This is a genomic window from Tardiphaga sp. 215_C5_N2_1, from assembly GCF_052076055.1.
Lineage (GTDB): Bacteria > Pseudomonadota > Alphaproteobacteria > Rhizobiales > Xanthobacteraceae > Tardiphaga > Tardiphaga robiniae.
In genome coordinates, this window is sequence record NZ_CP197240.1 from 2,482,281 (window position 1) to 2,504,056 (window position 21,776).

Consider the following 21,776-nt stretch of genomic DNA (forward strand, 5'->3'; position numbering starts at 1 on the left):
CTCGGTCGCGGCTCGTCATTGAACCTTTGGCGCAAGAGTCATCTTGCTTTCAAACACATATGCTGCATTGCGGGGTGAATGCGCATTAGAAGGCAGGATGGTATTGCCAGCGGCGCTCCGTTAATTCGGCGCCATGGTTTCCTTGACCTTGGCGATCAGCGCGCTCAGGGCGAACGGCTTGGCCAGGAAGGCGAATTGCTGGTTTTCCGGCAGGCTCTTTTCGAAGGCTTCCTCGGCGTAACCGGACACGAAGATGATGCGAATATCCGCATTGCGGGCGCGCATCTCCTTCAGCAGCGTCGGTCCGTCCATCTCCGGCATCACCACGTCGGAGACCACGAGATCGATGACGCCGTTCTGCTCGTCGAACAGCTCCATCGCTTCGACGCCGTTGCCGGCTTCGACCACCGTGTAACCGCGCGAGCGCAGACCGCGGGCGTTCAGCGCCCGCAAGCCTTCTTCGTCCTCGACCAGCAGGATGGTGCCCTGCCCGGTCAGATCCGCACGTGGCTTGGCGTCGGCAGCGGCTTCCTTGGCGGCGACGGCGGCCGCAATCGCCGGATCGGGAGCGACTTCCTTTTCCTGATGATGGCGCGGCAGGAAGATGCGGAACGTGGTGCCTTTACCTGGCTCTGAATCGACATAGACGAAACCGCCGGTCTGCTTGACGATGCCGTACACTGTGGAGAGGCCGAGGCCGGTGCCCTTGCCGACATCCTTGGTGGAGAAGAACGGCTCGAAGATCTTCTCCACGATGTCGGCGGGAATGCCGGTGCCGGTATCGCTGACATCGATACGCACATAGTCCGATGGCGGCATGCCCTTGTAGGACAGCCGCCCGGCTTCCTCGGCCGAGACGTTGACGGTGCGCACAGTCAACGCGCCGCCGTCCGGCATCGCGTCGCGCGCATTGACCGCGAGATTCACGATCACCTGCTCGAATTGCGAGATGTCGACCTTCACCGGCCACAGATCGCGGCCGTGCACGACTTCGAGTTTGACCTTCTCGCCGATCAGGCGCTTCAGCAGCAGATCGATATCGGACAGCGCATCGCCGAGATTGAGCACGGTCGGGCGCAGCGTCTGGCGGCGCGAGAATGCGAGCAACTGGCGCACCAGCGTCGCCGCGCGCGTCGCGTTCTGCTTGATCTGCATGATGTCCTGGAACGACGGATCGGTCGGCTTGTGCGCGTTCAGCAGGAAGTCGTTGGCCATCATGATGGCGGAGAGCACGTTGTTGAAATCGTGCGCGATGCCGCCGGCCAACTGGCCGATGGTGTCCATCTTCTGCGCCTGGTTGACCTGGTTCTCGAGCGTGCGGCGCTCGGTGGTCTCCAGCATGTAGACGATGGCGGCTTCGGTCTCGCGTTCGTTCTCTTCGACAGCGGTGACGAAGAACTGTCCCCAGCGTTCCTTGGCGCCTTCCAGGAGCGCTTCCACCGGCGGGATATCGCCCTGCCCCTGGGCGGCGTGGCCGATGGCCGCGACGAGCTGGTTGCGGTCGCGGTCGCTGACGGCGGCGAGGATCGACTTGTTGACCGCGCCGGATGTGTTGAGGCTCTGCGCCAGCTTGGCGAAGCGGGCATTGCCGCGCACCACGGTGCCGTCGCGGTCCACCGTCGCAATCGCCATCGGCGTATGGTCGAAGAAGCGCATGAAGCGCACTTCGGCAGCACGCTGCGGATCCGAGCGCTCGTCGCGGGCGCGGCTGATGACGAGGGTGCGCGACGCACCCGGCACGCCGTCGGCGCCGAAAGCGAGCTTGTGATAGAGACGCACCGGCATGGTCTTGCCGTTGCGCATGCGCAGGTCGATGTCGAAGACTTCGGTTTTGACCTCGCCGGGCATCGGCACAATGGATGTCAGCAACGAGGCGCCGTCGCCAGAGACGATGTCCGTGAGCTTCAGACCGCCGGAGCCGATCTCGGCAAGATCGTGATCGAGCCAGTTCGCCAACGTAGCGTTGACGTAAACCAGCTCGCCCTTTGGATTGACCGAGAAGAAGCCGCAAGGCGCGTGATCGAGATATTCGATGGCGTGCTGCAATTCCTGGAATACGTCTTCCTGGCGTTGCCGATCTCGGGAAATATCGGCCACCGACCACACCGTGGATTTGGCTTCGCGCTTGCCTTCACCCAGTGGACGCACGCGCATGCGCAGCCAGCGGCCATGGCTGCCGTCGGGCGCTGCGACACGGACTTCCTCCTGCTGGCGCTTGCCCTCGCGGGCAGCCTTGAGCAAACGGAAGACGGCTTCGGAGACATCCGGATTACCGATGAAGACGCGCTCGACCGGTCGCGCATCCTGTGCGGAGGCCGCGCCGGTCAATGTGAGATAGGCAGCATTGGCATAGACCACATGGCCCCGCGCATCGGTGACCGCGATACCGTCAAAGGCGTGATCGGCCACGGTCCGCATAATCGGATCGTCGGAGGCACGATCGGCAAAGCGGACAATACCGGCGGCAAAGGCAAACAAAACGAACAGGCCGACCATCGCCAGCAGCGCCAGCAGGCCCAGAATATAAGGCTGCGCCTGGGCGCGGCCGAGCGTCATGAATGCCACGGCGCAGGCGATGATCGCGGCGGCAATCAGCAGCACCAGCACGATGCTGCCGCTGCGCCGGGCCGGCTCGTGCAGAACCGGATTCTGCGCCGTCATCGATTGGCGATCGTGGTCGGTCTCGGCAGTCATCGGACGGTTCGTCGCCTGTTGGCAGTTGCGGCAGCGCGGGTTTGCGCGCCTCCTGAGTGCATCAATCGGCTGGCCTTACGCAAGCGCCGCGTCGGCCTATTCGCTTCCAATCCGCCGATTCGCAACACGTTCCCGGCCCCTTGCCCGGCCCCTTGCCAAGCCCCTTGCCAAGCCCTTCCCCGAATCATGACGGGCGCCCGGACAGGCCGCGCTTCAGGCCCATGACGTAGCCAATGACTTCGGCCACCGCATGGTAGTGTTCGCCCGGAATTTCCTCGTCGATCTCGACGGTGGCGTAAAGCGCGCGCGCCAGCGGCACGTTCTCGACGATCGGAATGTCGTGCTTGCCGGCAACTTCCCTGATCTTCAGCGCGATGTTGTCGACGCCTTTGGCGACGCAGATCGGCGCGGTCATGCCGCGCTCATAAGACAGCGCCACGGCGTAGTGCGTCGGGTTGGTGATGATCACCGACGCCTTCGGCACCGCTGCCATCATGCGCTTCTTCATGTTCTGCTGACGCAGCTGCTTGATCTTGCCCTTGATGTGGGGGTCACCCTCGGACTGCTTGTATTCTTCCTTCACTTCCTGCAGCGACATCTTCAGCTTCTCGTACCAGGTGCGGTACTGGAAGAAGAAGTCAGCAATGGCGACGAAGGCGAGCATCGCCACCACCGAACCCATCAGCTGCAGTGTCAGCGATGTGGTGATGCCGAGGATCGCCGACGGATCGATATGGATCAGCGCATCCAGACGAAACCGCTCGGGCCACAGCACCGCGCACATCACGGCGCCGAGCACGACGAGCTTGAACAGCCCCTTCAGGAAATTGGCCAGCGCCTGCTTGCCGAAGACGCGCTTGGCGCCTTCCATCGGCGACAGCTTGCTGAACTTGGGCACCAGACCTTCGGTGGAGAACACGAGCCGGTGCTGGATCAGATTGCCCGCAAGCGCGGCGATCACGAGAAACAGGATCGGCATGCCCATGGTGGACAAGATGGACATGCAGAGGCTCTTGGCCAGCATCAAAAGTCCGGGCCCGTCAGTCCGTATCATCCAGGAATTTTGCAGAAGGTTTTTGAGCGGCGTCTGCAGCCCGCCGCCGACCGAGCCGTTGAAGGTCGACAAGACCAGCGTCGCGCCCGCCAGCAGGAACCAGGTATTGACCTCCTGGCTTTTGGCTACGTCACCGCGTTCGTGGGCATCGTCGAGCTTTTTTTGCGTGGGGTCATGTGTCTTCTCGGAATCGTCGTCGGCCATCCGCGCGCCCCTATATCCGCGGCATCATTTGTTGCATGACGCCGGTGACGTATTCGAGGTAGGTCCCCATCATGGTCGCGAGCACGACGGCGAAGATCAGGAATCCGATCATGATCGAAAGCGGTACACCGACGAAATAGACCTGCATCTGCGGCATCAGCCGTGCCAGCACGCCAAGCCCCATGTTGAAGACGAGGCCGAACACCAGGAAAGGCGCAGCAAGCTGCGTGCCGATCTTGAACGCCGCTGCGAAGGCATTGGTCGCGAGCTTTGCCACATCGCCCGTCGACATGATCTCGCCGGGCGCGAAAATCTTGTAGCTGTCATTAATGGCGGCGATCACAAGGTGATGTGTATCGGTGGCGAACAGCATCGTGATGCCGAGCATCGTGAGAAAATTGCCGATCAGCACGCCCTGCTGACCCTGCGTCGGATCCACCGAGGTGACGAAGCCGAGACCGAGTTGCTGCGCAATGATCGATCCGGCGACCTGCAGCGCCGACAGCGTGACGCGCGCGGTGGCGCCGAGCACGACGCCGATGATGATCTCATGCACCAGCAGAACCAGCATCGGCACGATTGATCCCATATCGACGTTATAAGCGCCGCGATGCGCCGGCAGCATGAGAAGGGTCAGTCCCAATGCGATCGACAGCTTGGCCCGTGCGGGAATGTTGGTTTCGCCAAAGCCCGGCATCAACATCACCATCGTACCGATGCGGGCGAAGGCCAGCATGAAGGCAGCGGCGAGAGCGGGCAGAAGCGAGACATCGATGCGCATACGGGATTGTGCATCACCCCCCGATGATTCGCGACGATATCCGCAACATGTAGCTCGACAATGCGTCCCCCATGAACGGGAGCGTCAGCATCATGGTGGCAAAGACCGCGAGAATCTTCGGCACGAAGACCAGCGACTGTTCCTGGATCTGGGTCAGCGCCTGCACCAGCGACACCACGACGCCGACTAGGAGGCCCACGACCATCAGCGGGCCGGACACGATCACAATCGTCCAGATCGCATCACGGGCAACGTCGAGAGTTTCGGGGCCGGTCATTGCAGTAATCCTTGTGTTACGCGGTGTTCGTGATGAGGAAGATCAGATCGGCATCTTCATGATGTCTTCGTAGGACTGGATGACGCGATCGCGCACCGAGACCAGCGTCGAAACGGCGACGTCGGTTTCCGCAACTGCCGTGACCACGTCCATCACATTGGCCTTGCCGTTGGCCATTGCGATGGTCTGCGCATCCGACTTGCGGCCGGAATCGAGCACGCTGCCAAGCGCGTCCTTGAGGACCGCGCCGAACGACTGACCGCCACCGGCGTCTGCCGCCTTGTTGAGACCGCCACCGACGCCGCCGCCGGCGTCCATGATGCGCGAGAGAGCCGAGTAAGCATTGGCGGCGACAGAGGGAGTTGCCATGGTTCAGCTGTCCTGTTCAGGCCTTGAGGATGTCGAGCGTGCGTTGGATCATCCGGCGCGTGGCGCTGATGATGTTGAGATTGGCTTCGTAGGAGCGCTGCGCTTCCTTCATGTCCGTCATTTCCACCAGCGAATTCACGTTGGGGTATTTGACGTTACCGGCGGCATCCGCCGCGGGATTGCCGGGCTCGTAGCGCGTGGGAAACGCAGATTGATCCGGCCTGATGCGGCCGAGGCCGACGATGCGGGCATCCAGCGAGCGGTCCAGCTCGGATTTGAAGGTCGGCACCTTGCGGCGATAGGGATCGCCACCCGAAGTCTGCGCTGTGGACTGCGCATTCGCGATGTTTTCCGAAATCACCCGCATGCGGCCCGCCTGGGCGCGCAGACCGGAGGTCGCGATGCCCATGGAGCGCGAGAAGTCGCTGATATCGTCTGCCATGATGAGTTCCCTTTATGCGCGCGGCGGCGTCAGCGCTTGCCGATAGCGGTCTTCAACAGACCGAGGCTGCGGGTGTAGAGCGAGGTCGCGGCGGCATAGTCCATCTGATTGGCCGAGACCTTGAGCATCTCGTCTTCCAGATTGACGGCATTGCCGGCGGGCCGGGTCTCGTAGCCGACCCGGCTGTTCTGGTTGAAAGAGGCCGAGCCTCCGGTCGGCAGGATGTTGGTGCCGGCCGCGCGCATCATCGGCAGCGAGCCCATGCCGCCGGCGGTGACGGACGTGTTCCCGGCCTTGTCGAATTTCGGTTCCACGAGATCGCGTGGGCGGAAGTTCGGAGTGTCCGAATTGGAGATATTTTCGGCCAGCACACGCTGGCGCTCCTGATGCCACTGCATCTTGGTGCGCAGCGCCGACAACATCGGCATGTCGCTGATCGCCATCGGCCTTCTCCGCCCGCCCGGACGGAGTGTCCTGAGCTAGGCAGAATTTGCCGCCTGCATGGTTAATACGAAGTTAATTTCCGGCGGTACTTGTTACCGAACCGTAAATGAATGCTGCAAAATTGACGTTTTTCGCAACTGCCAACGCTTTTTCGCCTGAATTGGCCGATTAACCATCCCCATCGGCCATACGACGGGGCGGCAGAAGTCGTTTTGGCTGCGGCGATTCATAGTTTATTATTAACCAACGGCAGGTTCTGCCGTGGGGCGTTAACAGATGGGGCGTGATTCACGCTGCGTGCGGGGCGTGCGGGGGTATGACACCTCCGACTCTGGACGTGGACGTTGCAGCCACCCTGTCTGGCTGGGGACTTTATGATGCAATCATCGGTGCAATTTATCTTGGCCTTCGTTGTCGTGCTGGCGCTGATCGGGCTTACCGCCTGGCTGGTGCGCCGATTCGCCGGCAATCGGCTGGGCAACAACACCAGCCGCGGGCGCTTGCCGCGGCTCGCGGTGATCGACGCCGCCGCCGTGGACGGCCGCCGCCGCCTGGTGCTGGTCCGCCGCGACAATGTCGAACACCTGCTGATGATCGGTGGCCCGTCGGACATTGTCGTCGAGCCCAATATCGTCCGCGCCATGCCCGGCCGCGAGCAGGCCCCGCAGCGCGGCGGCCTCGCCGCCGATGTGGCAAGCCGTGGCCCATCGCTGCCTGAAGCCCCGAGCTGGGCAGAGAGCAACGACTCCGGCTTCGATTCCGAACCGCATGTGCCGGAGCCGGCGCCGCGCCCCGCGCGCCCCTCCTTTATCGAAGAGCCACGCCGCCCGGCCGCGCCTTTGCCGGAGCGTCGACCCGATCCGGTAGCCAGCCTCGCGCCGGAACCTGCGCCGCGCCCCGAACCGGCGCCACGCAATGACCTTTTTCCGCAGCGGCCGATTCCGCGAAGTGAAATGCCACGTGCCGAGATGCCACGTAGCGAGCCGATGATGCCGCGCCCGATGCGTGCCGATCCGCCGATCCGCACCATGCCGCAACCCCGCACGCCGGACCGTCCCGTCGCAGCAGCGCCGACCCCGCCTGCTCCGGTTGTTGCTGCCCCGGCTCCCGCCCCGGTCGTTGCGCCGCCCGTACCGACGCAAGCCCCTACACCTCCTGCTCCGGCAGTCGCCGTGTCGTCTGCCGATCAGAACCTTGCCGATATGGCGCAGCGCCTCGAAGCAGCCCTGCGCCGTCCTGCCGGCGAAACCCGTCAGGATGCGCCTGAGCCCCGGGTCGGCGCTCCGTCGGTGGCGCCTGAGGCACCATCGATCCGTCCGGCTTCGCGGTCGCCGGAAGTCTCGATCGCCAGCCCTGCCCGTGCGGAGGCGCCGCCCGTCGTCCCGCCGGTCAAATCGGGTTTTGAAAATCTCGAAGACGAGATGGCCTCCCTGCTGGGACGGCCAAAGTCCAGTTCGTGAGTTCGGCGAACCTCCCGCGTAGAGTATTTTTCCTTTCTGTTCTGATCGCCGCCGGGACCTTCGCAGGTCCCGCGATGGCGCAGGACATCAGCATCAATCTCGGCGGCGGTGGCGGCGGCGTCACCGAACGTGCCGTGCAGATGATTGCGTTGTTGACGGTGCTGTCGATCGCACCGTCGATCCTGATCATGATGACGTCATTCACACGCATCGTGGTCGTGCTGTCGCTGCTGCGCACCGCATTGGGTACAGCGACGGCTCCGCCGAACTCGGTGATCATCGCGCTGGCGATGTTCCTTACGGCTTTCGTGATGGGACCGGTGCTGCAACGTTCCTATGACGACGGTATCAAGCCGCTGATCTCCAACGACATCACCGTCGAACAAGCTTTGGTGCGTGCATCCATTCCGCTGCGCGGCTTCATGCAGAAGAACGTGCGCGAGAAGGATCTCAAGCTGTTCATGGACTTGTCGGGCGAGCCAATTCCAGCGACGCCTGACGACCTGTCGCTCCGCATCCTTGTGCCGGCCTTCATGATCTCCGAGCTGAAGCGCGCTTTCGAGATCGGCTTCCTGCTGTTCCTGCCATTCCTGATCATCGATCTCGTGGTCGCCTCGGTCTTGATGGCGATGGGCATGATGATGCTGCCACCGGCGGTGGTGTCACTGCCGTTCAAGCTGATCTTCTTCGTGCTGGTGGATGGCTGGTCGCTGGTGGCCGGCAGTCTGGTGCAAAGTTACGGGCAGTAGCGAAGCTCGCCCCTACCGCGTCATCTCGATCTTGCGGACATTGACCACCGGCTGCGGCTTCAGCGAACCGGTCGGCATCGGATCGGCACTGGCGCCGGGCAGGATCGCCTTGGCGCTGCTTTCAGGGAAACGCGTCTTCATCTCGCGCAGGAAGCCGTCGAGCGTATCGACGGACGCGGCCATCTTGGCAATGGCGGCGAATTCCGAAGAGTTGGTCGAGGTCGGCTTGCTCGCGGTGTCGAAGGCGATCTTGTCGGCACCGACATTCATCAGCGGCGCATACTTTTCGCGGAAACGCGCGAGACCGAGGGCGTCTTCCGCCAGCGCATAACCCACGACAGCACGGATGATGTCACTCTTTTCGCTTGGCGTCAGCGGCGAGAAATCCCGCCAGCGGTCGCCATAATAGAGTTCGATCTGTTCGGAGGCTTCCCGCCAGCGCCGCGACGACCAGTAAATGTCCGAGCGGAGCCGGATCGCTTCGCGTCCGCTGACATGAGAGATGATGTCGAGCGCCAGCTCGCGGCGGCCGATGTCACTCTGCGCCCGCGCCTCGAGCAGCAGCCGCTGTTGACGCAGCTCGCCATTGAGATCGGCTATCCGCGTCGTGCGCAGCGCGGCGATGGCGCGGTCGGGCTTGCGGCTCATCAGATAGACCATCGCTAGACGCGCAGCGACCTGCGAGCGTGCAGCGCCCTCAAGACGGTGATCGACCTGATACTGCAGAAGCTCGGCGGCCTGATCGAGCAGATCGACGGCCACGAGACGATCTGCAAGACGGCGGATCATTTCGTCGCCGCGGCGGCCGATCGGGGTCAGCTCGCGAAACTCGTAGAACATCGCCAGCGCATCGACCGGCGGCAGGCTGTCGCCCTTTGGCGACAGATAAATTTGCGAGAACAGCGCTTGCGCCTCGTCCTGCACCTGGCGCGCGGCTTCGCTGTTGGCCTGGCGCTCGGTGGCCGTACGGGCGGCCAGCAGCGAGTCATTGTAGCGGCCGAGTTCGGCATACATGCGCGACAGGATCTGCAGCACCTGCACTTCCGTGCCGTCGCCGCGCCAGGTCACTGCCAGCACTTCGAGATCATGCAGCGCGTCCTCGCTACTGATCTCGTTGCGCTTCTGGCGCAAATTGATTTCGCGCAGCTTGGCTTCCGCTGCGGATTGACGATCCACCGACCCGGTGACGTCCTGATACTTCGACAGCGCATCCTTCTCGCGGCCGAGCGCCTCATCGAGCCAGCCGCTGAGAAGCATGGCCGCGGGCTTGATCTCCGGCGAGATGCCGACCGTTTCGAGCTCACTGCCGCGCGACGACGCGCCGGCATAGTCCTTGACCTCGAGCGAGGCCCGCAGCGCGAGCATCAGGGCCGCACGCTGCAGATCGGCCGGCAGCGCGGCGAGCGTGAATTCGGCATTCTTGAAACGCTCGCGCGCCTCGACCCATTTTTCCTGTTTGGCGTAGGCGAGAGCCTTCCACAATTCACCATCGTAACCCGGCCCAAGCACCGGATTGGCGATATCCTTCAGGGTTTGTTCGGGACGCCCCATCATCGCGCTGGCCACCGCATGAACGATCAGCGCGACAGGGCTTTCCTCGCCGACCTTGGTGTCCGCGATCGCGAGATCGGCGACGCCCTTGGCCTCGTGGTACATGCCGCGTGCCATGTAGAATTTGGCCAGATCCATCCGCGCCTGCGGCAGCGAGCTGGCTTCGGCCGATGACATCGCGTCAATCAACTCGTCGAAGCGCGCGTTGAACGGGCCTTCCTGATCCTTGCGCCACTGGCCGACATCGAAGATCGGCCGGGCGACCGTCGACGCACGTTGCGGCGCTGCATCGGCTGCCGACAGCGTCAGGCCGCCGGGCTTGGTGAGCATCACCTTGTCGATACTGGCTTCAACGGACACGTCGTCGGAGTTCACCTGAACCACGACGCCGTGGATGGATTCCAGCAACGAGAATTCAACGAAGTCCTGGCGGCGGATGAATCCGCGCGATGGTGGCAACGCGGTGATAATGTTGAGCGTGTCGCCCGCATCCGGATCGACCAGGCGATGTTTCAGACCGGGCTTGGCCAATGGCACCTGCACGCTGGCGCGCGAGGGATCGGCAATATTGCGCACGGCGGACAGCGGCTGCGACGGCGTCTGCCGGGTGTCGGCCAGCATCAGCGACCAGGCCTGTCCTGCGCCGGCGGGATCGTCGGTCGTGAGAGAAGCCAATTGCGGGCGATTGAGGCGGATGCGGATCGCCTGCCCCTTCTCCAGCGGGATCGTGCTCACATCGGCAATGATCGATCCGCTATCGCGGCGGATCGGCGCGGTGTCGATGGGCCGCGTCGAATCTGCCACCAGCCACAGGATATCGCCGCGGCGAAACAAAGCCACCGGCGTTTGCGATGGAAAGGCAAAGGCTATGCGCACGCCGTCGCTGCTGCGCTTGACCTCAACCGGCATGCCCGCCGGTTCGGTCGGCGCAGCAGCAACGGGTGCAGCAGCAGGGGCCGCCGCAACGACAGGCGCAGGCGGCGGTGTTTCTTTGGCAGGAGCTACGACAACAGGCTCGGCTGCCGGCGCAGGCTTGGGTGATTCAGCGACCTTGGCCGCCTCGGGCTTTGGCTCTTCCGGCTTCGCTGCCGCGACGGGCGCTGCCGGTGCAGCCGTCGCAACCTCGACCTTCTTCTCCGGAACGATCTCTTTTGCGATCGTCTCGGAGGTCGGCGGCACGATCTCGCCGGAGCGCTGTGCCGGAACGCTGGCGGGCTTCTCGACCTCGGGAGGCTTCGCCGCGACCGGCGGTTTCTCGTCCGCAGGAGCGGCCACCGGCAGCTTGGCCAGCGGCGACGGCTTTTCATTCTGCTGGAAGCCGATGTCGACGACGTAGCTCTTGTCCTCGCGGAACGACTTCACATCGACGTCGCCGATCAAGCCGATCTCGACGGCGGTCCGGTTGCCGTCCATCGCCTGACCGATCGATGCGACATTGGCGGGTGCGGACAGTTTGGCATCGGCGAGATCGAACACCAGACCGGCATTGAAGGTCAGCGTCAGCGTCTTCTCGTTCAGCACCGACGACACACCGACGCCGCCGGTCTCGAACACGAAGCGCACAAAGGTCGGCTGCACGGATGCGCGTACGCGGATCGGCGGCTTCTTCTGGCTTTCCGCGGCAGCGCGTTGCTGGCGCAAGGCGCGCTCTGCCGCGCGCGCGCGCTCCGACAATTCCTTGACCACATCCTGCGGCAAACCGGGCGGCATGCCCTTCCAGCTGTCGGGCAACAGATCGATGAAGATGCGCTCGCCCGCCGTCATCGAATTGACGGTCACCCTGCGTGACAAAGCGAGACGGATCGCCGTGCCATCGGGATCGCGGCGTGCGGAGCCGATATAGTCGGGGGCGGCGTCACCGAGAATCTCGACAGGAATATCGACCGGCCGCTTGAAGCGAATGACGAGAATAGTGCCGGCCTGCGTCACCTCGGACTCCACGTCCTCGGCAAGCTTCAGCACGATGCGGCCATAGCCGCCCGACGTGCCCATGCTGGCGGTGCCCCTCACCGCCTGCGCAGATGCGGCATCCGGGAACGACAGCGCAAGACAGACAATGCCCGCGAGGACCGCACAACGTCGAACGGCCCGCGTCCATGCGCGAGCTTGCGTCCAACATGCAACGGCAGCCGTCCGTGCCATTCAGAAGTGTCTCTCAGCCCGATGCTCGAAGGACGACCACTCGCCCGCCCTGTGTCGAATCTAGATTCCGCGCTCTAAGGATTTGTTAATTAATTTCTTTAATTCCGGCCCTGCTGGATGGGCCTGCCTTCGATCTTGGGCAGTTCGACCGCCGCGGCTGATCGTTCGCCGCCCGAGGCGCGGCGCGCCAGTTCCACGGTGAGGCGTTCAGCGGCCTCCGGCTGCATCAGACCGAGAATGTCGGACATCTTCCGAGGCGCGATCTGCGAGGCGATCTCGAACAGCACCGGCATTTCCAGCCGGTCGAAGATCTTCGCGGCGTCCTTCGGCTTCATGCTTTCATACATGGTGACGATACCCTTGAAGCGGGCGGCATCGACTTCGCTCTTCTGGTCGTTCGCGGTTTTGATACCGGCTTCGACGCCCTTCAATTCATCGACGCGGGTTTCGATGCGCTTTTCCGCGGCCTTCAGCAGGCTCTCGCGAATGTCGATCTCACGTGCACGCGCCTCCAGCTCCTGACGGCGCGCTTGCAGCCGTTCGAGGATCGCCCGTTCGGCCGGCGAGATTTGAGGAGACAGTTCGACAGGCGGGTTGCTGGTCGGCTCGATCGCTGCAGGCGCCGCTACCGCGGGCTTCGGCTCTTCCTTCTTGGCTGACACCGAGCCGGTAATATCGCCGTCCACTGGCTTGCCGCCCGGGAAGTTGAACATCTCCTGCGCCCACGATCCTTTCGTAGGCTGAGGCTGCGGATCATAATTGAACACGTAGCCGCCATCGATCACCAGGCCGGCGATCTTGAGAATCGCCAGCCCAAAAACCGCCACCAAGACGACAGGAAGAATACGAACGTCCCGAAAAGCTTTCATGCAGCGATGCCGTCAGGCCTCCTCCGCTCGGCAAACGCCTGCGCTGCCGCGGCATTGGCCCGCGCTGCGGACACCCGCGGCGCATCAGGGTCGGTTTCGGTGAGCGGCCGTGCCGCCACCGCGATCTTCGATAGCCGGCGTACGACGGCGTCGCTCTCGGCGAGCTGGGCTTTCAGTTGATCGGCCAGCGCCGTTGCCGCCGAAATCTGGCTGCCGAGATTCTCGTTGACGTCGCGCACGGTAAGCTTGAGTCCGCCGATCGCACGCTCGGCGATCTCGGTCACGGTGATGAGCTCGCCGATCGTGGCCTTCAACGATTGCTCGTCCGCCTTGAGGCGCTTCAGGCGCTTATTGAGCAACATGCAATAGGCGATGGTCAGGATCAGAAGCACCGCAACCAGGCTCTCGATCACAATTCCTAATGAATGACTCATTGTGCCTCCATCAATTTAGTTTGCTCATCAGCCTTCTCAAACATGGCGAAGGTTGTGTTAGGCTTGCGTAATTGTTTCGTGACTCTAATGGCAACGCGGTCGCCGACACGGCCCATGCGACCTTCAGTCAAGGTCACGGCTCCGCAACGGACGGCAACAAGGGCATCCGCCCGCATTTCCAGCGGCAGCGTATCACCCACTTTGAGAAGCATCAGCTGCTTCAACGGGATCTCCGCCTCATACAGCACGGCGTCGACGGCGATCTCGGCCTGAGCAATTTCAGTGGCGAGATGGCTTTCCCAGATCGGATCACGGCCGAATTTTTCGCCCATGAACATCTGCATGAGCACGGCGCGGATCGGTTCGATCGTCGCATACGGCAGCAGCAATTCGATATTGCCGCCGCGGTCTTCCATGTCGATGTGCAGGCGCACCAGGATGGCGGCATTGGCCGGACGGCTGATGGCGGCAAAGCGCGGATTGGTCTCAAGCCGATCGATGTTGAAGCTCACCGGCGACAGCGGCCGGAACGCCTGTTCAGCGTCGGCCAGCACGACTTCGATCAGGCGCTTCACCAGATTGGTTTCGATGGTGGTGTAGGGACGGCCCTCGATGCGCAACGAAGCCTGACCGCGGCGACCGCCGAGCAGCACGTCGATCATCGAATAGATCAGGCTGGAATCGACGGTGGCGAGGCCAAAATTCTCCCACTCCTCTGCCTTGAACACACACAGCACGGCAGGCAGCGGGATCGAGTTCATATAATCGCCGAAGCGCACCGAAGTGATGCGATCGAGCGAGACTTCGACGTTGTCGGAGGTGAAATTGCGCAGGCTCGTGGTCATCAACCGCACCAGACGGTCGAACACGATTTCGAGCATCGGCAGACGCTCATACGACACCATCGAGGAATCGATGATGGCGCGAATGCCGGAATTCTCGTCGAGATGGACCTCGTTGACGCTGAAGCCGAGGAGGTTGTCGATTTCTTCCTGCGAGAGAACGCGCTCGCCGCCGTTCTTGCCGCCGCCGATATCGCGACCGCCATCCTCGACCATGGCGGCCCATTGCTCCGCCATGGTGCCGGTGAGTTCGTTTTCGGCAGCCGCTTTCGCCGCCTCAACGGGATCCTCTGAATCCAGAGACGCTTCCCATTCGGCGGCAATTGCGTCCTGATCGACCTGTTCGGTAGACATCAGCCTAAATCCAATTCCTCACTGAATGAGGATTTCCTTGAACAGCACAGCGTTCACGTGATGAGGAGAGATCGCGGCATTGACGCGCCGCGTCAGCTCTTCCTTCAGCCGGAACATGCCAACGGAGCCGTTCAGATCGGTGGTGCGCAGTTCGCGCAGGTAAACCTGGAACATGTCGGTGATGCGCGGCATCGACGGCGTGATCTGCGCCACCAACGGCGCTTCCTTCACCTCGAGCACGATCTTGGCCTTGAGATATTGCACGCGCTCGCCCGGCTGACCGGCAAGGTTCACCAGGATTTCCGGCACATCGATGAAGGCGAGCGGCTTCGCAGCCGGCGCGGCCTCTTTCTTCTCTTCCTTGGGATGTCCCTTCAGGAAGAACCAGCCGCCACCGCCCGCTGCAAGCACCAGCACGCCCGCGACGATTGCGATCAGCTTGAATTTGCTCTTGGGAGCTGCCGCCTCGTCCCCGGTCGGGGTGCTTTCTGAAGTTTCCGTATCCGCCATCGCCTGCCCGTCCGGGGTTGGGATGAGCTCGATGCTGCAAAGCAGGCAATAAAGACGCGATACAAAATGCTGCCAGCGCCCAAGGCCCTGTGTGATCGTGACGCTAGGTCGCAATGGTTAACGGAATCTTTCTTTTGACGCTCAACTAGGAAAATTCTGCCGGCAAATATGGTCAACAAGACCTTTCTGCCGCCTGCTTTCGCGCCCTGAAAACCACCAACAAATTGAAAAATATCAGCTTTTTGACTTGGCACGGCTTTCGCTAAGTAGTCTGCGAACCGCGGCTTGGGAGAGCTGTGCGGTTTACGGGATCCGCAGCGAGCTTGGGAGAGCGACCCGCGCGAACTTAGGGGAGAACCACCGATGGAGAATATGCTTCTCGTCGGACTGTCGCGGCAGATGACGCTTCGGCGTCAGATGGACGTCGTGGCGAACAACATTGCGAATATCAACACGAGCGGCTTCAAGGCCGAGCGGACGATTTTCGAGGAGTATCTGAGCCCGGCCGCCCGCGAAGACAACTTCGTCGGCCGCGACCGCCGCGTGTCCTTCGTGCAGGACCGCGCCACGATGCATGATTTCACCGGCGGCGCGACCGAGCAGACCAAGAATCCGCTGGATGTCGCCATCGACGGCAACGCCTTCCTCGCGGTGCAGACCCCGAACGGCGAGCGCTACACCCGCGACGGCGGCATGCAGATCAATTCGCAGGGCCAGCTCGTGACTGCATCGGGCGCACCGGTGCTCGGCGCCAATGGCCCGATCGTGTTCCAGCAGACCGACCACGACATCAACATCTCGCAGGACGGCACGGTCACGGTGCTCGAAGGCATCAACCGCATCGACTCCGTGCGTGGCAAGATTCGCATGGTCAACTTCGCGCAGCCCCAGCGGCTGGTGAAGGAAGGCTCCAACCTGTTCTCGGCCGGTCCCGGCGCCAATCCGCAGCCGTCCACCACGTCGAAGCTCAACCAGGGCTTCATCGAAAAGTCGAACGTCAGCTCGGTCGTCGAAATGACCCGGATGATCGACGTCACCCGCGCCTATACCGAGCTGTCCAACATGCTGCAGTCGCAAGGCGACGCGCGGCGCTCCGCCATCGAAAAACTTGCCGACGTTCCGGCTTAAGGAATCTGACCCATGCGCGCTCTTTACACTGCAGCGACCGGGATGGCGGCCCAGGAACTCAACGTCCAGGTCATCTCGAACAATATCGCCAACATGCGCACGACCGGCTTCAAGAAGCAGCGTGCCGCATTCCAGGACCTCATCTACGATCACGTTCGCCGCGTCGGTGCGCAAGCATCGGATCAGGGCACAGTCATTCCGGTCGGCGTCGATATCGGCGGCGGCGTGAAGACCGTCGGCACTCCGCGCATGATGACCCAGGGCACGCTGTCGGCAACCGGCGGCGATCTCGATATCGCGGTCCGCGGCGAAGGCTTCTTCAAGATCCAGCTCACCGATGGCACCTTCGCCTATACCCGCGATGGTACGTTTTCCACTGACCAGCAGGGCCGCATCGTCAACCCGCAGGGCAACCTGCTGCAGCCGACGATCTCGATTCCCCAGGCATCGTCGCAACTCTCGATCAATGCGCAGGGCCAGGTCTCGGTCATCGTACCGGGCTCGACGACCCCGACCGTTCTCGGCCAGATCAGCCTCACCCGCTTCATCAACAAGGCCGGCCTCAATTCGATCGGTGACAACCTGTTCACCGAAACACCGGCCTCCGGCCCACCGCAGGACGGCGTCGCCAATGCCGACGGCTTCGGCGACATGCAGCAGCGCAACCTCGAAATGGCCAATGTCGAAGTCGTCACCGAAATCTCGGACCTGATCGCCGCGCAGCGCGCCTATGAGATGAACGCCAAGGTCATCAGCGCCGCCGACCAGATGCTGCAATCCACCGCCGGCATGTTCCGCTGAGGAGAATGATCATGACATCAGCCATGCGTTCGCTTCTCCTCGCCACCGCCCTGCTCGCAGCAGCGGCCACCGCTGCGCTCGGCCAGGCGCAGCGCGACGAGGTCATCGCATCGCCAACGCTGCGCGCCAACGTCACCGTGTCCAGCGACGTGGTGCGGATTGGCGATGTCATCGACAATGCCGGCCCCACCGCGCAGATCGCAATCTATCGGGCGCCCGATCTCGGCACCGTCGGCACGCTGTCAATCGCGCAGGTCATCGCGGCGTTGCGGCAGCATCAGGTGATTGGCGTCGATACACGCGAGCTCAAGTCCATCACCGTGACGCGACTGTCGCGCAGCATCGAGAGCAAGGATATCGAGAACCAAGTCGCGCAGTCGCTGGAGAACCGCCACGGCCTTGGTGCCGCCGCCAATCTGAGCCTGACCTTCGATCGCGAAGTCCAGGGCCTGCAGCTTGACGCTAGCAATACCGGCGCGCTGCAGCCTGTCGCGGTCCGGTTCGACGCACGTAGCGGCCGTTTCGACGTCACCTTTGCGATCGGCAACGATTCCAATGTGTCTGCCACCAAGCTGCGTTTCACCGGCAGTGCCGTTGAGACCGTGGAAGCGGCGGTGCTGGTCCGCGGCGTCGAACGCAATGAGGTGCTGAAATCTTCCGATGTTGTTGTCGAGCGTCGCCCGAAAGCCGAAGTCGGTAACGATGGCGTAACGCGCGACCGCGCCGTGGGGATGCAGAGCCGCCGCCAACTGCGCGCCGGTCAGGCAATCCGCAATGCCGACCTCGCCAAGCCTGACCTGGTCACCCGCGATCAGGCGGTGACGCTGATCTACGAAACCGCTGGGCTTTACCTGACGCTGCGCGGCAAGGCCATCGAAGGCGGCACCGAAGGCGACGTGGTCAATGTGATCAACCTGCAGTCCAAGCGCACCGTCTCCGGCGTCGTGGTCGGTCGCGGCCAGGTCGCCGTCTCCGCTCCGTCGCCGCGTCTCCCCGCGCAGGTCGAAGCTCCCGCGCCAACTCTTGCCCCAACCCGCGAGTCTCTCCCGTCCGAAAAAATCTCCCAGGCCAGACCTCCCCTGACCGACTCTCCCGCTGCCACCTCTCCCGTCGCGCTTGCTGCCAACGACCACGTGCCTGTTTCTCGAAAAGCTGAGTAAAGTTGATGTTCCAGTTCCATCGTCCCTTCGCCACCGGCGCTACGCTTCTTACGGTCGGCCTTGCTGCCAGCGGCTGTTCATCGATCGACCGTCTCGCGTCCATCGGCGAGAAACCGGCGCTCACGGCGATAGAAAACCCAACGACACAGCCTGGCTACAAGCCGGTGCAGATGCCGATGCCGAAGCCGGAGGTCGCGTCCTACAACGCCAACTCGCTATGGCGCAGCGGATCGCGCGCCTTCTTCAAGGATCAGCGCGCACGCCAGATCGGCGACATTCTCACGGTCACCGTGAACTTCACCGACAAGGCCAATATCGCCAACGAGACCCAGCGCAGCCGCACCAATACGGAAAACTCGGGGATCACCGACTTTGCGGGCAGCAAGCTGCTGACAGGTTCGGCCGCCTCGGTCCTGCCCGGCCGTCTGCTGACGGCTGACGGATCGTCGTCGAGCGACGGCAAAGGATCGGTGGCGCGGCAGGAAGCGTTGCAGACCAGCGTTGCCGCAGTGGTCACGCAATTGCTGCCGAACGGCAACCTCGTGGTTGAGGGCAAGCAGGAAATCCGCGTCAACTACGAAATCCGCGAACTGATCGTAGCCGGCATCGTGCGCCCGGAAGACATTCAGAGCGACAACACCATCGACAGCGCCAAGATCGCCCAAGCCCGCATCGCCTATGGCGGCCGCGGTCAGATTTCGGATGTCCAGCAGCCGCGCTACGGCCAGCAAGTGATGGACGTGCTGCTGCCCTTCTAACGTTACGAGCTCCCACATCTCATCGTGCTCCCACGCGATGAGGTGTTCACGCGCGGCCTTCCGTCAGCTCCCCTGGCGGAAGGCCGTCGTCGTTCTGGACGGACTCGAAACGCGGCGCAATCATTCGTCAGCTCTTGAAATCCACCTCGACGCTGCCAAGGCCGAGCAATTCCATTCGGACGTGATCTCCGGCATTGAGCCACGCCGTCTGCACCAGGCTGCCAGTGAGGACGAATTCTCCGGCCAGCAACACCTTGCCGCTAGCTGCGAGATGGTTGGCCAACCATGCCAGTGCGTGATGCGGATGGCCGAGTACATCGGCGCCAGTGCCGCGCCCCACTTCGACGCCGTTGATGACAGCACGGCCGATCACCGACACAAGGTCCGGCAACCTTGCGCGCGCGACCGGCGCGCCAAGTACGCATCCTGCTGCAAAGAAATCATCCGCGATCAGTGTCGGCGCATCCATACTGCGCCAGTCTGCATAACGATCATCGACGATCTCGATGGCGGGATAGTACGCCTCGATCGAGGATGCGATCGTCTCCGCAGTGAACGGGTCATCGGACGGCACAGCATCACGTCCAAGGCGGACTGCAATTTCGCACTCGACGCCAACATGGACATAGTTGCCATAGCGGAGAGATGCTCCGGTGGCGTGCACGCCGCTCATATAGAGGCCGCCCGCGCAGGGATGCGGGATGCCGAGATATTGCTGCATCACCGGGCTCGTGCAGCCGATCTTGTGACCGACCTGCGTGCCGAAATCCGGCGCCAGCAAATCATGCAATGCATCCTGTACCCAATACCCCTCGGTTTCGTCACGTAAGACCGCTTCTGGCGGCAACACCGACAACGGCGAGCGGTTGCGGCGTGCGTAAGCAAGTATCTCCGCAATCGCCAGAGCTTTGTCCATTGGAGGTCCCTTCGCCTGTCGGACGGCTAATGCCGAGACACAGGCAAAACGGGTACCGATCGCCATCAGGCTTTGCAACCTGACGCGACGTCGATGAATAATATCGACACGATATCTATGCGGCGCCCATCAAGATCTTGAAGCTCAGCCGAAGACCCTGGTCAGGTCTTCATGAAGCCGACGCATCCCCGCAGGCCCGGTGAAGATCTCCTTCACCTCGGCCAAAGCCTCCGTAGTCAGGACATCTTCAGAACGCCGGCCCTGCGCAGCAGTCGCAAGGATGCGCGAGGCGATCGCGGCCTGATTGCAGGAGGTGCGGTGCTGCTCCGGCACCCTTGCGACTACCTTTTGAAGAACATTCCGCATCAGCGCGATCGTATCGGGATCATAAGAGGCAGGCGCAGCCATTGTTCATCCTCCCGTTTTTTTGTGGATCCAGCCTACGTCCTATCGGCGAATGATGACGTTCATATTCCCGTGTTTAAGAATGTCGCCGTGCTGCAGTGCAGTCATCGCAGATCAGTGCATCGCACAGCATGCGTGATTGCCTTCCGGAACTCCGAAATGAAAAACGGCCGCCCGATGGGCGGCCGTTTGGTATCGGAAAGACTATTCGTCGCGATAGACCTTTTCGCGCTTCTCGTGGCGCTCCTGGGCTTCCACGGAGAGTGTTGCGATCGGGCGGGCTTCTAGCCGCTTGAGCGAGATCGGCTCGCCGGTCTCCTCGCAATAGCCGTAGGTATTATCCTCGATGCGCAGCAGCGCGGCATCGATCTTGGAGATCAGCTTGCGCTGCCGATCACGTGCCCGCAGTTCGATGGCGCGGTCGGTTTCCGACGATGCCCGGTCGGCGAGGTCGGGGTGATTGACGTTCTCCTCCTGCAAAGCCTGCAGGGTGAGTTTCGATTCACGGAGGATTTCTTCCTTCCAGGCCAGCAATTTCGCGCGGAAATAGTCGCGCTGCCGGTCGTTCATGAAAGGCTCTTTTTCGGAGGGGCGATAGCTTTTCAACTTGTCCAAGGCCAATCCATCTATGCGTGCAAGGCGCCGGAAATGACCGGCCGCGCCGCAGCTTATATAGCTAGGTCATGTGACAGACAATAACGTCAGGATACCTCCAGAACGGCCATCCACCGCCGGGTTTAGGGCCGGAACCGTGCTGCTGCAGCGCACCGCAGCCCCGGCGCGGTCTGTTGGTCAAAGAGCCATTTGAGCAGCTATAAACAGCGCTTATGCGGGTTTCAGCCGCGCTTGGGGCCGGCCTCGCCGACTTAGACCTGGCCGGCCTTGGCCAGCTCAACTTCGACCCGGAGCTCGATCTCGGAGAGCACGGCGTCCAGACCGGGTTCGCCGGATGATTCCTTGAGGTTGGCTGCCGCACTGCGCAACCGCGCCACCATGGCCGGATTGATCGAGCCCGTGAGCAGGCCGATCTTGAGTTCATCGAGGACATCGAGCGCGCCACGGCCGCGCTTCACAGAGCGCTTGCGACGCTCCATGGGATCTTCGACGCTCTGCATGGCCAGAAGCGCATCGATGCTGTTGGCCGCCCGAGGCGCTACGGTCGGTTTGGTCTCGGAGGTCGGTGTCGCATCAGGCAACGAAAACCCGGTCGAACTGGTTTTCTTCGCTCCTGACGACGGGGCTCCGAATGTAGTGCCGTTCGGTCCGTAAATGCGCATCGGCGTGTCCAGCAAGGGTAATGGCCGATCCCGGCCCACGGCGGCTTGCCGTTCGCTCAGTACCATCGCGAGCGTAAACGGACCTCCATCCGGAAAGGTCGTCTTTTATGGTTAATCAATCGTAAACGGCCCGGCAAAATCTGCCGCAGGCGGCA

Annotated in this window: 22 protein-coding genes; 6 read left to right on the plus strand and 16 right to left on the minus strand. The window is 62.5% G+C overall.

Annotation, left to right across the window (positions count from 1 at the left end; genetic code table 11):
* Positions 1-120: 120 nt before the first annotated feature.
* From cckA to flgB, 7 genes are all read right to left on the minus strand, one after another.
* Positions 121-2,694, minus strand: a complete 2,574-nt coding sequence (gene cckA, locus AB7828_RS11945) for a cell cycle histidine kinase CckA (protein WP_441230244.1) — start codon at positions 2,692-2,694, stop codon at positions 121-123.
* Between the two features lie 184 nt (positions 2,695-2,878).
* Complete coding sequence (flhB, locus tag AB7828_RS11950; RefSeq protein WP_441230245.1) at positions 2,879-3,952, minus strand: flagellar biosynthesis protein FlhB; 1,074 nt, start codon at positions 3,950-3,952, stop codon at positions 2,879-2,881.
* 10 nt (positions 3,953-3,962) lie between these two features.
* The gene (fliR, locus tag AB7828_RS11955) at positions 3,963-4,733 is read right to left on the minus strand and encodes a flagellar biosynthetic protein FliR (RefSeq protein WP_068735671.1); all 771 of its coding nucleotides are present in this window, start codon (positions 4,731-4,733) and stop codon (positions 3,963-3,965) included.
* A 13-nt stretch (positions 4,734-4,746) separates the two neighbouring features.
* On the minus strand, positions 4,747-5,010 hold the full coding sequence (gene fliQ / locus AB7828_RS11960; protein WP_068735669.1) for a flagellar biosynthesis protein FliQ: 264 nt from the start codon (positions 5,008-5,010) through the stop codon (positions 4,747-4,749).
* Between the two features lie 42 nt (positions 5,011-5,052).
* Complete coding sequence (gene fliE, locus AB7828_RS11965) at positions 5,053-5,379, minus strand: flagellar hook-basal body complex protein FliE (protein WP_068735666.1); 327 nt, start codon at positions 5,377-5,379, stop codon at positions 5,053-5,055.
* Positions 5,380-5,395: 16 nt separating this feature from the next.
* The gene (gene flgC / locus AB7828_RS11970; RefSeq protein ID WP_089265171.1) at positions 5,396-5,821 is read right to left on the minus strand and encodes a flagellar basal body rod protein FlgC; all 426 of its coding nucleotides are present in this window, start codon (positions 5,819-5,821) and stop codon (positions 5,396-5,398) included.
* A 29-nt stretch (positions 5,822-5,850) separates the two neighbouring features.
* Positions 5,851-6,264, minus strand: a complete 414-nt coding sequence (flgB, locus tag AB7828_RS11975; RefSeq protein WP_093756616.1) for a flagellar basal body rod protein FlgB — start codon at positions 6,262-6,264, stop codon at positions 5,851-5,853.
* 375 nt (positions 6,265-6,639) lie between these two features.
* Here flgB and AB7828_RS11980 point away from each other — a divergent pair, with 375 nt between their 5' ends.
* Positions 6,640-7,725: a flagellar biosynthetic protein FliO gene (locus tag AB7828_RS11980; protein ID WP_441230246.1), complete on the plus strand. Its 1,086-nt coding sequence runs from the start codon at positions 6,640-6,642 to the stop codon at positions 7,723-7,725.
* Entirely contained in the window at positions 7,722-8,474 is a 753-nt protein-coding gene (gene fliP, locus AB7828_RS11985; RefSeq protein ID WP_092146430.1) for a flagellar type III secretion system pore protein FliP, read from the plus strand. The genes AB7828_RS11980 and fliP overlap by 4 nt, the downstream gene beginning before the upstream one ends.
* Positions 8,475-8,486: 12 nt before the next feature.
* Here fliP and AB7828_RS11990 read toward each other — a convergent pair whose 3' ends face one another.
* From AB7828_RS11990 to fliL, 5 genes are all read right to left on the minus strand, one after another.
* Positions 8,487-12,167, minus strand: a complete 3,681-nt coding sequence (locus AB7828_RS11990) for a tetratricopeptide repeat protein (protein ID WP_441230247.1) — start codon at positions 12,165-12,167, stop codon at positions 8,487-8,489.
* A 98-nt stretch (positions 12,168-12,265) separates the two neighbouring features.
* Positions 12,266-13,036 carry a MotE family protein gene (locus AB7828_RS11995; RefSeq protein WP_089265175.1) on the minus strand — a complete coding sequence of 257 codons (771 nt, stop codon included), beginning with the start codon at positions 13,034-13,036 and terminating at the stop codon, positions 12,266-12,268.
* Positions 13,033-13,470 carry a DUF6468 domain-containing protein gene (locus AB7828_RS12000; protein ID WP_089265176.1) on the minus strand — a complete coding sequence of 146 codons (438 nt, stop codon included), beginning with the start codon at positions 13,468-13,470 and terminating at the stop codon, positions 13,033-13,035. The genes AB7828_RS11995 and AB7828_RS12000 overlap by 4 nt, the downstream gene beginning before the upstream one ends.
* A complete protein-coding gene (gene fliM, locus AB7828_RS12005) occupies positions 13,467-14,666 on the minus strand; it encodes a flagellar motor switch protein FliM (protein WP_374725713.1) in 1,200 nt (399 codons plus the stop codon). The genes AB7828_RS12000 and fliM overlap by 4 nt, the downstream gene beginning before the upstream one ends.
* 18 nt (positions 14,667-14,684) lie before the next feature.
* Positions 14,685-15,176, minus strand: a complete 492-nt coding sequence (fliL, locus tag AB7828_RS12010) for a flagellar basal body-associated protein FliL (protein ID WP_093756619.1) — start codon at positions 15,174-15,176, stop codon at positions 14,685-14,687.
* 363 nt (positions 15,177-15,539) lie between these two features.
* Between fliL and flgF the strand changes: the two genes are divergently transcribed.
* Genes flgF through flgH form a run of 4 tightly spaced genes read left to right on the plus strand, consistent with a single transcriptional unit; the run spans position 15,540 to position 19,023 of the window.
* Positions 15,540-16,304, plus strand: coding sequence for a flagellar basal-body rod protein FlgF (gene flgF, locus AB7828_RS12015; RefSeq protein WP_089265179.1), 765 nt, complete (start codon positions 15,540-15,542; stop codon positions 16,302-16,304).
* A 12-nt stretch (positions 16,305-16,316) separates the two neighbouring features.
* Complete coding sequence (gene flgG / locus AB7828_RS12020; protein ID WP_089265180.1) at positions 16,317-17,105, plus strand: flagellar basal-body rod protein FlgG; 789 nt, start codon at positions 16,317-16,319, stop codon at positions 17,103-17,105.
* Positions 17,106-17,110: 5 nt separating this feature from the next.
* On the plus strand, positions 17,111-18,265 hold the full coding sequence (flgA, locus tag AB7828_RS12025) for a flagellar basal body P-ring formation chaperone FlgA (protein WP_441230248.1): 1,155 nt from the start codon (positions 17,111-17,113) through the stop codon (positions 18,263-18,265).
* Between the two features lie 5 nt (positions 18,266-18,270).
* The gene (gene flgH / locus AB7828_RS12030) at positions 18,271-19,023 is read left to right on the plus strand and encodes a flagellar basal body L-ring protein FlgH (RefSeq protein ID WP_120291875.1); all 753 of its coding nucleotides are present in this window, start codon (positions 18,271-18,273) and stop codon (positions 19,021-19,023) included.
* A 127-nt stretch (positions 19,024-19,150) separates the two neighbouring features.
* Here the strand turns inward: flgH and AB7828_RS12035 are convergent, their stop codons facing one another.
* The 4 genes from AB7828_RS12035 to AB7828_RS12050 form a co-directional block, all read right to left on the minus strand.
* A complete protein-coding gene (locus AB7828_RS12035) occupies positions 19,151-19,939 on the minus strand; it encodes a fumarylacetoacetate hydrolase family protein (RefSeq protein WP_120291374.1) in 789 nt (262 codons plus the stop codon).
* Positions 19,940-20,083: 144 nt separating this feature from the next.
* Positions 20,084-20,347 (minus strand): hypothetical protein, encoded by a 264-nt coding sequence (locus tag AB7828_RS12040; RefSeq protein WP_120291376.1) that lies wholly within the window; start codon positions 20,345-20,347, stop codon positions 20,084-20,086.
* A gap of 201 nt (positions 20,348-20,548) precedes the next feature.
* Entirely contained in the window at positions 20,549-20,959 is a 411-nt protein-coding gene (gene dksA, locus AB7828_RS12045) for an RNA polymerase-binding protein DksA (RefSeq protein ID WP_068735634.1), read from the minus strand.
* Positions 20,960-21,210: 251 nt separating this feature from the next.
* The gene (locus AB7828_RS12050) at positions 21,211-21,621 is read right to left on the minus strand and encodes a flagellar assembly protein FliX (RefSeq protein WP_089265694.1); all 411 of its coding nucleotides are present in this window, start codon (positions 21,619-21,621) and stop codon (positions 21,211-21,213) included.
* Between the last annotated feature and the right edge of the window lie 155 nt (positions 21,622-21,776).

What these genes read in the sequence shown, in the direction of transcription:
- flgB (WP_093756616.1), bottom strand. Translation starts at nt 6,264, where the DNA reads ATGGCGATCAGCGACATGCCGATGTTGTCGGCGCTGCGCACCAAGATG.
- fliE (WP_068735666.1), bottom strand. Translation starts at nt 5,379, where the DNA reads ATGGCAACTCCCTCTGTCGCCGCCAATGCTTACTCGGCTCTCTCGCGC.
- fliL (WP_093756619.1), bottom strand. Translation starts at nt 15,176, where the DNA reads ATGGCGGATACGGAAACTTCAGAAAGCACCCCGACCGGGGACGAGGCG.
- flgA (WP_441230248.1), top strand. Translation starts at nt 17,111, where the DNA reads ATGATCATGACATCAGCCATGCGTTCGCTTCTCCTCGCCACCGCCCTG.
- flhB (WP_441230245.1), bottom strand. Translation starts at nt 3,952, where the DNA reads ATGGCCGACGACGATTCCGAGAAGACACATGACCCCACGCAAAAAAAG.
- fliQ (WP_068735669.1), bottom strand. Translation starts at nt 5,010, where the DNA reads ATGACCGGCCCCGAAACTCTCGACGTTGCCCGTGATGCGATCTGGACG.
- fliR (WP_068735671.1), bottom strand. Translation starts at nt 4,733, where the DNA reads ATGCGCATCGATGTCTCGCTTCTGCCCGCTCTCGCCGCTGCCTTCATG.
- AB7828_RS11995 (WP_089265175.1), bottom strand. Translation starts at nt 13,036, where the DNA reads ATGAAAGCTTTTCGGGACGTTCGTATTCTTCCTGTCGTCTTGGTGGCG.
- cckA (WP_441230244.1), bottom strand. Translation starts at nt 2,694, where the DNA reads ATGACTGCCGAGACCGACCACGATCGCCAATCGATGACGGCGCAGAAT.
- AB7828_RS12000 (WP_089265176.1), bottom strand. Translation starts at nt 13,470, where the DNA reads ATGAGTCATTCATTAGGAATTGTGATCGAGAGCCTGGTTGCGGTGCTT.
- AB7828_RS11990 (WP_441230247.1), bottom strand. Translation starts at nt 12,167, where the DNA reads ATGGCACGGACGGCTGCCGTTGCATGTTGGACGCAAGCTCGCGCATGG.
- fliM (WP_374725713.1), bottom strand. Translation starts at nt 14,666, where the DNA reads ATGTCTACCGAACAGGTCGATCAGGACGCAATTGCCGCCGAATGGGAA.
- AB7828_RS12050 (WP_089265694.1), bottom strand. Translation starts at nt 21,621, where the DNA reads ATGCGCATTTACGGACCGAACGGCACTACATTCGGAGCCCCGTCGTCA.
- flgH (WP_120291875.1), top strand. Translation starts at nt 18,271, where the DNA reads ATGTTCCAGTTCCATCGTCCCTTCGCCACCGGCGCTACGCTTCTTACG.
- AB7828_RS12035 (WP_120291374.1), bottom strand. Translation starts at nt 19,939, where the DNA reads ATGGACAAAGCTCTGGCGATTGCGGAGATACTTGCTTACGCACGCCGC.
- flgG (WP_089265180.1), top strand. Translation starts at nt 16,317, where the DNA reads ATGCGCGCTCTTTACACTGCAGCGACCGGGATGGCGGCCCAGGAACTC.
- AB7828_RS12040 (WP_120291376.1), bottom strand. Translation starts at nt 20,347, where the DNA reads ATGGCTGCGCCTGCCTCTTATGATCCCGATACGATCGCGCTGATGCGG.
- flgF (WP_089265179.1), top strand. Translation starts at nt 15,540, where the DNA reads ATGGAGAATATGCTTCTCGTCGGACTGTCGCGGCAGATGACGCTTCGG.
- flgC (WP_089265171.1), bottom strand. Translation starts at nt 5,821, where the DNA reads ATGGCAGACGATATCAGCGACTTCTCGCGCTCCATGGGCATCGCGACC.
- AB7828_RS11980 (WP_441230246.1), top strand. Translation starts at nt 6,640, where the DNA reads ATGATGCAATCATCGGTGCAATTTATCTTGGCCTTCGTTGTCGTGCTG.